Origin of the sequence: Streptomyces yunnanensis (assembly GCF_029011865.1) — a bacterium.
In the GTDB taxonomy this organism is placed as follows: Bacteria; Actinomycetota; Actinomycetes; order Streptomycetales; family Streptomycetaceae; genus Streptomyces; species Streptomyces yunnanensis.
Genome location: NZ_CP095749.1, coordinates 5,586,137 through 5,599,071, shown reverse-complemented (window position 1 = coordinate 5,599,071; position 12,935 = coordinate 5,586,137). Strand labels below are relative to the sequence as shown.

The following is a 12,935-nucleotide window of genomic DNA, read 5'->3' as shown; positions in this document are numbered from 1 at the left end:
GATCAACGTTCGCTGAACGTCCGCTGTACGGCCGTCTCGGCTCCGTACGGCTCCGCGGGGCCGGTGACCGGCCTCTTCTCGCACTCCGCACGGTAGCGCGGCACGCTCCCGCCTCTTCCTGCCCCGGTCCGGTGCACTTCATCCCTCCCCTGCGCACCTTCCACGGATACGCCTGCGTTTCTGCATGTCCGCAGGCGTATCTGTGGGAGGCGGGTCGCCGACGCCTGGTCCGTGGCTCCGGTGAACGGAATTCCCCCGCCCGGCCGTTGGGCGCGGCGCGCGCCGGCCCTCGGGGCGGTGCTCTCGGGGCGGTGCTCTCGGGGCGGTGCTCTCGGGGGGGGAGGGCCGGGAGCCCTCCCCCGGGGTCAGGCGGCCTCGGCGTACGCGGCGTATCCGCCGGACACGTCGCTCACCTCGGCGAAGCCGTGGGCCTCCAGGAGTGCCGCGGCGACCACCGAGCGGTTGCCGCTGCGGCAGTAGAGGATGACCGGGCGGGTGGGGTCCAGCTCGTCGAGCCGGTCGAGCAGGGCGGCCAGCGGGATGTTGCGGGCGCCGGGCAGCGCGCCCGTCGCGTACTCGGCCGGATTGCGGACGTCGATCAGCTGGGCGCCGGCCACCGGGTCCAGCGGCAGGCGTGCGAGCAGGTCCGAGACGTGCAGGCGGTTGCTGCGGCGGGTGAGTTCGGGGGCGCCCGCCAGGGCACCGGCGAGGTCGGGGAGATGGCCGAGGACCCGGTCGTAGCCGATGCGGCCGAGGCGGAGGCGGGCCTCGTGCTCCGTTCCGGGGGCGGCGAGGAGGACGATCGGTGTGCCGGGGGCCACCACGCTGCCGGCGTACTCCGCGAACCGGGTGTCCAGTCCGGCGTTCAGGGAGCCGACGAGGTGGGCGCGGGCGTAGTCGGCGGCCGGGCGGCAGTCGAGCAGGGCGGCGCCGTGTTCGTCACGGGCGGCGAGCGCCTCGTCCAGGGTGAGCGCGGCGGGCGGGGCCGGGTCCCGTAGGGGGTGGCCGTCGCGGTTGAGGGCCGCGTCGTGCGCGAAGTAGCCGGGGGTGGCGGGCTGTTCGGCGGTGACCAGTCGGACGAAGGCGTCCTGTGTCATGGGCTGGAGCGCGTAGTTGAGGCGGCGCTGGTCGCCGAGGGTGGAGCTGGTCTCGGTGGAGATGCTGCGGCCGCAGGCCGAACCGGCGCCGTGGGCGGGAAAGATCCGGGTCGCGTCCGGGAGGGGCAGCAGTTTGGTGTGCAGGGAACGGTAGAGGCGCGCGGCCATGTCCTGCGGGGAGTGTCCGGCGGCGGAGAGCAGATCGGGGCGGCCGACGTCACCGATGAAGAGGGTGTCGCCGGTCAGCACGCCGAACGGCTCGTCGTCGGGGTCCTCCCGGACGACCAGGCAGATGGATTCCAGGGTGTGGCCGGGGGTGGCGAGGACCGTGAGCGTCACCCCGGACTCCGCCCCGGGGCGCGCTTCCGGATCGGCGCCCAGGCAGATGCGTTCGCCGTCGTGTAACCGCCGTATCGGGAAGCCGGTTTCGGCGGCGGCGCCGAAGGCGATCTCGGCTCCGGTGGCCCGGGCCGTCTCCAGGTGCCCGGAGAGGAAGTCGGCGTGAACGTGGGTCTCGATGACGAGTTCGATGCGCAGGCCGGCCGCTTCGGCGTCGGCCAGGTACGCGTCGATGTCGCGGCGCGGGTCGACGAGAACGGCGCGTCCGGTGCTCTGATCGCCGATCAGATACGACGCCTGGGACAGGCAGTCGAGGTAGTACTGCGCGAAGTGCACGGTCGGGCCTCCAGGGGTGCGCGGCGCCCGTGAGCGGCGGGTCGGCCCGCTCGGGCTGGGAGCGTGGGCGGCTGAATGCACCGTGCATATCGCTCCGTTGTGCGGATGCACGGATGTACGTACATTAAGTACCCGGCCGGCAGGGGACAAGCTGAGCCCCCCCCGCAGGCCGGACGACGGACGAGAGGACCGACATGACGCCGCCCCAGCCCGAACCACCGGGCGCGCACGGCCGGATGAGCCCGCACGGCGCCGACGGCGACCACGCCCCTTACGGGCCACGCCCGTTGGACCGCGGCGACCCGCTGCCCCTGTGGGCGCAGCTGCTGGCCGATCTGCGCCGCCGGATGGAAGCCGGGGCGTTCACCGAGGAGTTCCCGGCAGAGCACCGGCTGACGGGCGAGTACGAGGTCAGCCGGCACACCGTCCGGGAGGCGCTGCGCAAACTGCGCGCCGACGGCCTGGTGATCGCCGAGCGCGGGCGCGCCAGCCGCCTCGACGCCCGTCGCATACAGCAGCCGCTCGGCTCCCTCTACAGCCTCTTCCGCGACCTGGAGGCCCAGGGTGTGGAGCAGCGCAGCGAGGTGCTGCGGCTGGAGCGGACCGCGGACGCGACGGTCGCCGGCCACCTGGGGCTGGTCCCGGACGCACCGCTGGTCGTCCTGGAACGGCTGCGGCTCGCGGACGGCGAACCGCTCGCCCACGACACCGCGTATCTCCCGGCGGACCTCGCCGAGCCCCTGCTGGCGACCGATTTCGGACACACCTCCCTCTACGGCGAACTGTCCCGGCGCTGCGGGGTGAAGGTGAACGGCGGGCGGGAGCGGATCGCTCCGTTCCTGCCGGACATCCGGCAGGCGTGGTTGCTCGGACTGGCCGACCGGGAGGCGGCGTTCGCCATCGAACGGATCGGGCGGGCCGGGGAGCGGCCGGTGGAGTGGCGCGAGACGGTGGTCCGCGGCGACCGCTTCGCGTTCGTCGCCGAGTGGTCCGATGCCAGCCGGGCGGTCGCCCTCGCGCCGCGCGCCGCGGCGCCGTCCGCGTAGCCGGCCGCCGTGTCCGTTCTCATAGCCGTGACGGCGCTGCCCTGCGGGCTGCTGATCGGGCTGCTGCTGGGTGCGCTCGGCGGCGGCGGTTCGGTGCTGGCGGTGCCGGCGCTGGTCTATCTGCTGGGGCAGTCCCCGCACGCGGCGACGGCGGGGGCCCTGGTGGTCGTCGCGGTCGGCGCGGTCAGCGGTCTGGCCTGCCACGCCCGTGCGGGCCGGGTCCGCTGGGTCGCGGGCGCCGCGTTCGGCGCCCTGGGAACGGCGGGCAGCTTCACCGGCTCCCGTTGGAGCGCGTCCGTGCCCCCCGGGGTCCTGATGGCGGCGTTCTCGGGGCTGATGCTGGTGGTGGCGGTGGGGATGGTGATGCGCGGCAACCGTGGCAACCGCGACGGCCGACGGGCCGCTGCGGAGGAGACGGGGGCCGTGGCGGCAGCGGGGGCGGCAGGGACAGCGACGGCAGCGGGGTCGGTAAGGCCAGCGGAGCCGGAGAGGTCAAAGAGGTCAAAGAGGCCAGAGAGGTCCAAGAGGCCGCGGGAGTGGGCGACGGGGGCGGTGTCCTTATGGGACGCGGTGCGCACGTCCTCAGGGCGGCGCACGGCCGCGCGTGCCTCCCGCGACTCCGGCGCCGGCTCCCACCGCACCCGGCCGCTCCGTACCGTCGTGACCGCCTCCGCGGTGGGGCTGCTGACCGGCTTCTTCGGGGTGGGCGGCGGCTTCGTCGTCGTACCGGCCCTCACCCTCGTCCTCGGCCTGGAGATGCCGGTCGCCGTCGGCACCTCGCTGCTGGTGATACTGATCAACTCCGGTGCCGCGCTGGCCACCCGGGCCGGCACCGGATCCCTGGACTGGCCCCTGCTGGCCACCCTCGCGGCCTGTGCCGCGGCCGGCAGCAGCCTCGGCAACCGCCTGGCCGGCCAGCTGCGCCCGCAGACCCTCACCACCTCCTTCGCCGCCCTCGTCACCGTCCTGGCCCTGGCCATGGCGGCCACCACACTGCCCAGCCTCTGACCACCGGGAACACCCCGACAACTTTCGTATCGCTTGCCGTCTCTCGCCCATCACCCATCGCCCATAACCCCCGTAACGCCCCTATCCCGCCCAGGAGTCAGGAGAACCGCATGACCCGGCCCGCAACCGACGCGGAATCCGCGCCCAGCGCCGCCCCCGCCCCCGTCCACCACCAGATCCTGATCGTCGGCGGCGGCACCGCGGGCATCACCGTCGCCGCCCGGTTACGCCGTGCCGGCCTCCGTGACATCGCCCTGCTGGAGCCCGCCGAGACGCACTGGTACCAGCCGCTGTGGACCCTGGTCGGCGGCGGCCAGGCGCCGCTGCGGGCCGCGCTGCGCCCCGAGGCCGAGGTGATCCCGCCCGGCGTGCGCTGGCTGCGCGAGCGCGCCACCGCCGTCGACCCGGTGGCCCGTACGGTCAGCACCGCCACCGGCCGGGTGTTCTCCTACGGGCGGCTGGTGCTGGCGCCCGGCCTGAGCCTCGACTGGGACGGCGTGCCGGGGCTGGCGTCGGCCGTCGGGCACGACGGGGTGAGCAGCAACTACCGGGCCGATCTCGCGCCGTACACCTGGGAGTTGATCCGCCGGATGCGGAGCGGTACGGCCGTGTTCACCATGCCGTCCGGGCCGGTCAAGTGCGGCGGGGCGCCGCAGAAGATCGCCTACCTGGCCGCCGACCACTGGCGCAAGCGCGGCGTCCTGGGCAACATCCGCACGATTCTCGCCCTCCCGGAACCCACCCTCTTCAAGGTGCCGGTCTTCGCCCGGGCCCTGGAGCAGACCGCCCGCCGCTACGGCATAGAGGTGCGCCTCCAGACCGAACTGACCCGTCTGGACGGCCCGGAGCGCGCGGCCGTCCTCACCGACCACGCCACCGGCCGCGCCGAGACCGTCCACTACGACCTGCTGCACGCGGTACCGCCGCAGCGCGCCCCGCGGTGGCTCGCCGACGGCCCGCTGGCCGACCCGGGCTCCCCCCACGGGTACGTCAAGACGGACCCGCACACCCTCCAGAACCCTGATTTCCCCGAGGTGTTCGCCCTGGGGGACGTGGCGCACCTCCCGACGTCCAAGACGGGTGCCGCCGTGCGCAAGCAGGCCCCGGTGCTCGTCACCAACCTCCTCGCCGGCCTCCGCGGGCGCCCCGCCACCGCCCGCTACGACGGCTACACCTCCTGCCCCCTCGTCACGGCACGGCACAAGATGCTGCTCGCCGAGTTCGACTACGACCTCCGCCCCGCCCCCTCGTTCCCGTTCCTCGACACCACCCGGGAACGCACCGACATGTGGTTCCTCAAGCGCTACGGCCTGCCGCAGCTCTACTTCCAGGGGATGTTGAAGGGACGGGCGTAGGGGCGGGTGCAGGACGGACGCAGGGACGGGCGTACGGGCGGGGCGGGGCGGGCGGGCGAGGGCGGCAACGCACGTCCCGCCCCACACCGCCCCGCCCGCCCCTGCTATGCCGCAGCCTCCCCCTCCACCACGTCCGCCACCACGCACCCCACGTTGTCCGGCGCGCCCGCCTCGCGGGTGCGCCGGACCAGCTCGGCGACGGCCTGCTGCGGGGTGGCCGCGCCGGCGAGGGCCTCCTGGATCGCCTCGGGCGGGACGACACCGGCCAGGCCGTCGGTGCAGAGCAGATAGCGCTCACCGGGACGGGCCTCCAGCAGTTGCAGGTCCGGGGCGAAGTCGGCGCCGCCGCCCAGCGAGCGCAGGAGCTGCGCGCGCTGCGGGTGCGACGGCGCCTCCTCGGGCGTGAGCCGGCCCTCGTCGATGAGGGACTGCACCAGGCTGTGGTCGTGGGTGATGCGGAACAGCCCGGAGTCCCGCAGGACGTACGCCCGCGAGTCCCCGATGTGCAGCAGCCCCAGCCGGGAACCGGAGCGCAGCAGGGCGGTCAGGGTGCTGCCGGTCTCCTCGCCGGCCGACCGCGCGGCACGGTGGGCGTGCAGGGCCGCCTCCTCCAGGACGGCCAGCAGGTCGGCCGAGGTCAGGTCCACGTCCTCCAGGACCTTCAGCGCCTCGATGGCGGCGGTGGCGGCCGGGGCCCCACCGGGGCCGTAGCCGTCGGCCACCGCCAGCAGACGCGGGCCGGCGTAGGCCGCGTCCTGTTGGACGGCGCGCACCAGTCCCTGATCCGTCAGGGCGGCGCAGCGCATCGCCAACGGGGCCGTGGGGTAGGTGGGTTCGGTCATCACGGTGTCCTTCCGTTCCAACTGGTCCACGAGGAAGGCGGCCAGGTCCCGGCGGGCCGCGACGTCGGCCTCGACCTGCGCCCAGTACGCCGCGACCGCCCCGGCCGCGGCGCCCGGCGCCAGCTCGCACACCTCACGGATGCCGGCCAGCGGCATGCCGAGCCGGCGCAGCCAGGCGACCAGCCGGGCGCGCTCCAGCTGGGCCGGGGCGTAATGGCGGTAGCCGCTCAAGGGGTCGACGTGGACGGGGGTCAGCAGACCGAGCTCGTCATACAGGCGCAGCGCCTTCGGCGAGAGCCGGGACGCCCGTGCGAACGCCCCGATCGTCAGCAGTTCCCCGCCCGCCCCGTCCACCGCGTCCATCCCGTCCTGTCCCCGTTCACCGCGGGCTCCGCCGCGCTCCGTCATCGGCGTCCGGCACCCGCCACCGGCGGACGGCGTCCGCCCTCCTCGTGCCGGGCACCGCGCCCGGCCCCACCGATGCTGGGCCTTCCCCCAGGGACAAGGTCAAAGGCCCCGGACGGCCGCCGGGTACCGGCCGGGCCACCGGCCCCGGAACCGCCCCGCCGCGCCCCGACGACGCCCTGCCCGCTCCCGCTACTTCCCTCCCAGCCGGCTCAGCGCCGCGACCGTCAGCGCCTGCACGCCCGTGGCGAGCGTCGGCCGCGCGACCGGCACGAACCGCGGCGAGTGGTTGGAGGGGATGTCCTGGGCCAGCCGCCCGGCGGCCAGCGCGGCGCGGAACTCGTCCGGGTCCCAGCCGCCCAACCACCAGTAGTACAGGGGTGCCTCCGCGGCGCTCGCCAGGAGTCCCGCGTCCTCGCTGCCGGTCGCCGGCTCGTACGCGAACACCCGCTGCTCGCCGAAGAACCGGGTGAAGTCCTCGTTGACCCCGGTCAGCACCGCCGTGTCGTTGACCGTCACCGGGAAGGAGTCGGCGATCTTCACCTCCGGCTCCCGCGGCGCGTCGGACGCCGCCGCCTCGGCCCGCGCGATCCGGTCGACGGCGGCCAGCACGGCGGTCCGCACGTTCGGGTCGAAGCTGCGGACGCTGAGCCGTACGACGGCCCGGTCCGGGATCACATTGGCGGTGTCCCCGGCGTGGAACGCGCCGACCGTGACCACCGCCCGCTCCTTCGCGGCGATCTCCCGCGAGACCACCGACTGCACCCGCTGCACGAACGCCGACGCCATCAGGATCGGGTCCACCGTCGTCTCCGGCCGCGACCCGTGGCCGCCGGTCCCGTGGAAGGTGATCTCCAGGCTGTCCGCGGCGGCCATGCAGGCGCCCGGACAGTACGCGATCAGCCCCGCGCCGAACGGGGCGACGTGCTGCGCCAGCACCACATCGGGCGTGGGCACCAACTCCTTGCTGTAGAGGCCGTCGTCGAGCATGGCGCGGGCGCCGTTGCCGGCCTCCTCGGCCGGCTGGAACAGCACCACCAGCGTTCCCGACCAGCCCTCCCGCCCCGCGGCGAGCAGGTCCGCGGCGCCCAGCAGGCACGTGACGTGGACGTCGTGCCCGCAGGCGTGCATCCGGCCCGGGACCGTGGAGGCGTACGGCACCCCGGAGTTCTCGCTGACCGGCAGCGCGTCCATGTCGGCCCGCAGCAGAACCACGGGGCCCGGGCCGTTGCGCAGCACCCCGGTGACGCCGGTGCCGCCGATGCCGGTCGTGACGTCGTAGCCGTACGCGGTCAGCCGGTGGGCCGCCTCCGCGGCCGTACGGGTCTCCTGGAAGGCCAGTTCGGGGTGGCGGTGCAGGTCTTCGTAGAGCGCCACGAGGTCCGCGAGGCGGGCGTCGAGCGGTTCCAGGACGGACGAGGGGAAGGGGATGTCACTGTCGCTCATACGCGCATTCGACCATGCGCGGGCGCCGCCGTCTGCCCCTCGGCGCGCCCGGTTCCGCCGCCGGCTCCGCGCCCGGCTCCAGGCGCGTTCCGTGCCCCTTCGCGCCCGGTTTCGTCCGCGCCCGCCGGGCCGCCCTCCTGGCCGGTACGCAGCGGGTCGCCGCCCCTCCCCCCGTGACACCACCGCCCCCGCCTGCAACCGTGGATCACCGTGCCTGCGACGTGGCGCAGGTCTGCCCAAGCCGACGACCGGAGGCTGACGTTGGCCACTTCACCCACCCGACCGGAGGACGAGCCCGGCGAGCTCGCGATCCACCTCATGGACCAGGCCATGGGCCACCTCTTCTCCGCCGCGCTGCGCACCGCCGCCCACTACCGCATCGCCGACCGCCTCACCGCGGGCCCGCGCACCCCCGAACAACTGGCAGCCGCCACCGACACCCACGCCCCGCACCTGCGCCGCGTCCTGCGCTATCTCGCCGCCCGCGGCATCTTCCGCGAGGACGCCTCGGGCGCGTACCAGCTGACACCGGCCGCCCGGCAGCTGCGCACCGACGTGCCCGACTCGCTGCACCCCGCCGTCATGATGCTCACCGACGAGCTGTTCCTCCGGACCTCCGCCGGTCTGCCGGAGACGGTGCGGCACGGCGACGCGGCCTTCGAACGGCTCTTCGGCGCGCCGCTCTTCGCCCATCTGGCGTCGGATCCGGCCAAGCGGGCGCTCTTCGACGACGGGATGGCCTCCTTGACCGCCTCGGTGGACGAGGCGGTGGCCGCCGCCTATCCGTTCCCCGAGGCCGGCACCGTCGTCGACGTCGGCGGCGGCCGGGGCGGCCTGTTGCGCGCGGTGCTCCGCCGCCGCCCGCAGGCGACCGGCGTCCTCTTCGACCTGGCGCCGCCGCTGTCCCACCACCTCCTGGACACCGACGACCTGAAGGGCCGCTGGCGCACCCAGGAGGGCGACTTCTTCACGGCGGTCCCCGAGGGCGGCGACGTCTACGTCCTCAAACACGTCCTGCACGACTGGCCGGACGACGCCTGCCGCCGCATCCTGCACAGCTGCCGCGCCGCGATGGCGGCCGGCCGCCGGCTGCTGGTCATCGACTGCGTCCTGCCGCCGGGGAACGCACCGCACTTCGGCAAGACCATGGACGTCGCCATGCTGGCGGTCCTGGACGGCCGAGAGCGGAACGCGGACGAATTCGCCGCGCTGCTGTCGGCCACCGGTTTCCGCCTGACCCGGGTACTGCCCAGCACGGGCTTCCCCTCGATCGTCGAGGCGGTCGCCGACTAGGGTCCGCCCGCCCACGACACGCCGCGCCCCGCTCGCCCCCCGTTGTCCCCGCCCCGCGCTCTACTGAGTGCCACCCACCAGCGGTCGACGAGAGGGGCTGGGGCAACGTGCCGGTTCTGATGCGTGCGCGCAGTCGTGAGGAGGCGCACCGCGCCGCCACCCCACTGGAGCTGTTCTTCGACCTCTGCTTCGTCGTGGCGGTCGCCCAGGCGGGCCGCCAACTGGTGCACGCCCTCGCCGAGGGCCATCCGGGCCACGGCGTCGTCGGCTATCTGATGCTGTTCTTCGCCATCTGGTTGGCGTGGCTCAACTTCAGCTGGTTCTCCTCGGCGTACGACACCGACGACGCGCTGTACCGGGTGGTGACCCTCGTCCAGATCTCCGGCGTCCTCATCCTGGCCGCCGGGGTACCGCGGGCGTTCGGTGCCGGCGACTTCCGCGTCGTCTGGTTCGGCTACCTGGTGATGCGGCTGGCGCTGGTCAGCCAGTGGCTGCGGGCCGCCCACGGTACGCGGGGCGCCGAACGGAGTACCGCCCTCCGCTACGCCCTCGGGGTGGCCCTCTGCCAGGTCGGCTGGCTGGCGCTGCTGTTCCTGCCGCCGGGCGACGCCCCGTGGGTGTTCCTGGTGATGGGCGCGCTGGAACTGTCGGTTCCGGTGATCGCCGAACTCCGCCGGCAGACCAGCTGGCATCCGCATCACATCGCCGAGCGCTACGGCCTGTTCACCATCATCGTGCTGGGCGAGACGGTCTCCGCGGCGACCGTGGCGGTGCAGTCGGCGCTCGACGAGCACCACGACCTCGGCACACTGCTGCCGATCGCGGCCGGCGGCCTCCTGCTGGTCTTCGCCGCGTACTGGATCTATTTCGCGGTCCCCATCCACCTCCACCTCCGCTCCAACCGCCAGGCGTTCCTGTGGGGCTACGGCCACTACCTGGTGTTCTGCTCGGCCGCGGCGATCGGCGCGGGGATCGAGATCGCGGTGGAGCAGTCGTCCGGCCGGGCGCACCTTCCGGCCTACGCGGCGGCGGCCTGCGTCACGGTGCCGGGTGCGCTCTACATGTTCACGGTGTGGCTGATCCACTCCCGCCACCAGAAGCGCGGACCGGCCCAGCAGCTGGTGTTGCCGGTCTCCGCCGGGTTGATCCTGGCCGGTACGTTCGCCGGGCCGGCGGCGGTTCCGGTGGCGGGCCTGGTGGCCGCCGCGACGGTCGCCGTGGGCGTCACCCTGACGGCCCGCCAGGGCACCGCTCTGGAGGAGGAGTAGCGCCCGCCGGTCGGCCCATCCCGGTTACGGGTGTGAGCGGTGGCCGGCCCGCGCGCCGTCCCCCGTAAGCGTGCCGAACGGCCGTACGCGCGCCCTCCCCGGCCGGCCGGCGGGGTGCGCACCGAGGGGCCGAAAAGGTCCGTGCGGCGCCAGCGCGGATTCCCGTCAACTGGCTGCGCACAGACTGGACTTGGGGCACATTCCGGCCAAGTTTGGGCGACCTCGTCGCGGGCTCCGCGACGGGCCCCATAGCGCGCGTGCAGCATCAATCGACGCATTCCCCTACCAAAGGTTCAGCCGGCGTGCGGCGTCATCCTCATGCCCTCTACCGTTCACCACAGCCCGCGGAAGCGGCTTCGCCGGAACGCGGTAGGGTGCAGATTGCCCTTTTTATGCCCGGGGGCTCTGCGGCCCCGGCAGCGACCATGGGCCGTCCGCCCGTCCGTACCTGAGGAGACGCCAGACATGGCAGCCCGCCACGCTCAGTCCCGTGCGCGCAGGAGACTGTCCCGGCGCAGCAAGGCCGTCGGCGGCCTCGCGCTCTCCACGCTGGTCGGCACCGCCCTGTGGGCCTGGCCGGCCTCGGGCGACGACCACAGCGGCCGGCCGGACGCCAAGAGCGGTGCGACCCGGACGGTCTCCGGCCCGAACACCCCCGCGCCCCACCAGGCGGCGCCGGAGGCGGCCCGCGGCCTGCGCGCCATCCCCGACCTCAGCGACGCCGCCCGAAAGCGCATACCGGCCAACGCCCGCCAGGTCCTGGTCGTCACCGGCAAGGACTCCGACTCGTACGAGTCCCGGGTCGTCCTCTACACCCGCGCGGAGGGCTCGGACCTCTGGGAGGCCGGCCCCAGCTGGGCCGCACACAACGCCGCCCACGGGTGGACCGCCCAGCACCACTACGGCGACCTGCGCTCCCCCGAAGGCGTCTACACCCTCACCGACGCCGGCGGCCGGCTGCCCGCGCCCGGCGGCACCAAGCTCCCCTACGACCACAACAGCAGCTTCGTCGCCCATGGCACCGGCGTCGAGGGCGAGCCGCTGGCCGGCGCCTTCGACTACGTCATCGCCATCAACTACAACCGCGTCCCGGGCACCTCCCCGTTGGACGGCCAGCGGCCCCTCGGCGACGACAAGGGCGGCGGCGTCTGGCTGCACGTCGACCACGACGGCCCCACCCAGGGCTGCGTCAGCCTCAAGCCCCAGGTGATGCGCGAACTGCTGCGCGCCCTCGACCCGAACCTCCACCCGGTGGTCGTGATGGGCCCGGCCGGCCACTGACCTCCGACCCTGCCGCCGGGCGGGGTCCGCGTGGTACGCATGGCGCCATGACTGACGCGCGGCAGCACCAGCGGCACCCGGGGGGCGAGGACGCCCCCCACCCTCCGGGCCCGCACGACGCCCTGACCGACGTCCCCGGCCTGCGGGTCGGGCACGCCCAACGCATCGGTGACGGCTGGCTCACCGGCACCACCGTCGTCCTCGCCCCCGAAGGCGGCGCCGTCGCGGCGGTCGACGTGCGCGGCGGCGGCCCGGGCACCCGGGAGACCGACGCCCTCGACCCCCGCAACCTCGTACAGCGCATCGAGGCCGTCGTGCTGACCGGCGGCTCCGCCTTCGGACTTGACGCGGCGTCCGGTGTCATCCACTGGCTGGAGGAACAGGGCCGCGGCTTCCGGGTCGGGCCCGACCCGGCCCAGGTCGTCCCCGTCGTCCCCGCCGCCGCCCTCTTCGACCTGGGCCGCGGCGGCAACTGGCAGGCCCGGCCGGACGCCGCCCTGGGGCGCGAGGCCGTGGCGGCCGCCGCCCGGACGGCCCCCGGCGCGCCCGTCCCCCAGGGCAACACCGGTGCCGGCACCGGCGCGACCGCCGCCGGCTTCAAGGGCGGCATCGGCACCGCCAGCGCGGTCCTGCCCTCCGGCATAACCGTCGCCGCGCTGACCGCCGTCAACGCCGCGGGCTCCTTCGCCGACCCGCACACCGGCGCCCTCTACGGCGCGCCCGGCCCACTGCCCTCCCCCGAGGTCCACGCGGCCGCCCGCCACCGCCTGACGGAGGCCCGGGAGACCTCCGCGGCCCGGATGGCCTCCTCGGTCCGTCCGCCGCTGAACACCGTCCTGGCGGTGGTGGCCACGGACGCCGCGCTCACCCGCGCCCAGGCCCAGAAGCTCGCCGGCACCGCCCACGACGGCCTGGCCCGCGCGCTGCGCCCCGTCCACCTCCTCAACGACGGTGACGCGATCTTCGCGCTGGCCACCGGTGCGCGCCCGCTCGCCAGCGCCGAGGCCCTGGCCGACCCCGTCTTCGGGGTCCACCGGGAAGCCGGCGCCCTGAACGAGATCTTCGACACCGGCGCCGCCGTCCTGACCCGGGCCATCGTCAAGGCCGCGCGCGCCGCCACCTCGGTGGACGGTCCCGGTGGCGTCTTCCCGTCGTACACGGACCTGTACGGGCCGGGCGAGTAGCCGGAGCCCGGGGCGGGGCGCCCGGGGCGCGCCAT

The 12,935-nt window shown here is 74.6% G+C and carries 10 protein-coding genes; 7 read left to right on the top strand and 3 right to left on the bottom strand.

The features are described from left to right. Positions 1-365 precede the first annotated feature (365 nt). Positions 366-1,772: an MBL fold metallo-hydrolase gene (locus MOV08_RS24495; protein WP_275308831.1), complete on the bottom strand. Its 1,407-nt coding sequence runs from the start codon at positions 1,770-1,772 to the stop codon at positions 366-368. Between the two features lie 194 nt (positions 1,773-1,966). On the opposite strand from MOV08_RS24495, the gene MOV08_RS24490 reads away from it, so the two are divergent. The 3 genes from MOV08_RS24490 to MOV08_RS24480 all read left to right on the top strand — a co-directional run bounded on the left by MOV08_RS24490 (position 1,967) and on the right by MOV08_RS24480 (position 5,181). Then, on the top strand, positions 1,967-2,818 hold the full coding sequence (locus MOV08_RS24490) for a GntR family transcriptional regulator (RefSeq protein WP_275308830.1): 852 nt from the start codon (positions 1,967-1,969) through the stop codon (positions 2,816-2,818). A gap of 9 nt (positions 2,819-2,827) precedes the next feature. Then, on the top strand, positions 2,828-3,826 hold the full coding sequence (locus MOV08_RS24485) for a sulfite exporter TauE/SafE family protein (protein ID WP_275308829.1): 999 nt from the start codon (positions 2,828-2,830) through the stop codon (positions 3,824-3,826). 110 nt (positions 3,827-3,936) lie between these two features. Beyond that, a complete protein-coding gene (locus MOV08_RS24480; RefSeq protein WP_039635604.1) occupies positions 3,937-5,181 on the top strand; it encodes an NAD(P)/FAD-dependent oxidoreductase in 1,245 nt (414 codons plus the stop codon). 104 nt (positions 5,182-5,285) lie between these two features. Here MOV08_RS24480 and MOV08_RS24475 read toward each other — a convergent pair whose 3' ends face one another. Further along, complete coding sequence (locus MOV08_RS24475) at positions 5,286-6,386, bottom strand: MerR family transcriptional regulator (RefSeq protein WP_275311872.1); 1,101 nt, start codon at positions 6,384-6,386, stop codon at positions 5,286-5,288. Between the two features lie 234 nt (positions 6,387-6,620). Next, positions 6,621-7,874 carry an amidohydrolase gene (locus tag MOV08_RS24470; RefSeq protein ID WP_039635599.1) on the bottom strand — a complete coding sequence of 418 codons (1,254 nt, stop codon included), beginning with the start codon at positions 7,872-7,874 and terminating at the stop codon, positions 6,621-6,623. Between the two features lie 261 nt (positions 7,875-8,135). On the opposite strand from MOV08_RS24470, the gene MOV08_RS24465 reads away from it, so the two are divergent. The 4 genes from MOV08_RS24465 (at position 8,136) to MOV08_RS24450 (ending at position 12,900) form a co-directional block, all read left to right on the top strand. Then, positions 8,136-9,167, top strand: a complete 1,032-nt coding sequence (locus tag MOV08_RS24465) for a methyltransferase (RefSeq protein WP_039635597.1) — start codon at positions 8,136-8,138, stop codon at positions 9,165-9,167. Positions 9,168-9,286: 119 nt separating this feature from the next. Next, complete coding sequence (locus tag MOV08_RS24460; protein ID WP_052286855.1) at positions 9,287-10,435, top strand: low temperature requirement protein A; 1,149 nt, start codon at positions 9,287-9,289, stop codon at positions 10,433-10,435. 465 nt (positions 10,436-10,900) lie between these two features. Next, positions 10,901-11,716 (top strand): L,D-transpeptidase family protein, encoded by an 816-nt coding sequence (locus MOV08_RS24455; RefSeq protein ID WP_039635593.1) that lies wholly within the window; start codon positions 10,901-10,903, stop codon positions 11,714-11,716. A gap of 47 nt (positions 11,717-11,763) precedes the next feature. Next, positions 11,764-12,900, top strand: coding sequence for a P1 family peptidase (locus tag MOV08_RS24450; protein WP_275308828.1), 1,137 nt, complete (start codon positions 11,764-11,766; stop codon positions 12,898-12,900). Positions 12,901-12,935: the final 35 nt, after the last annotated feature.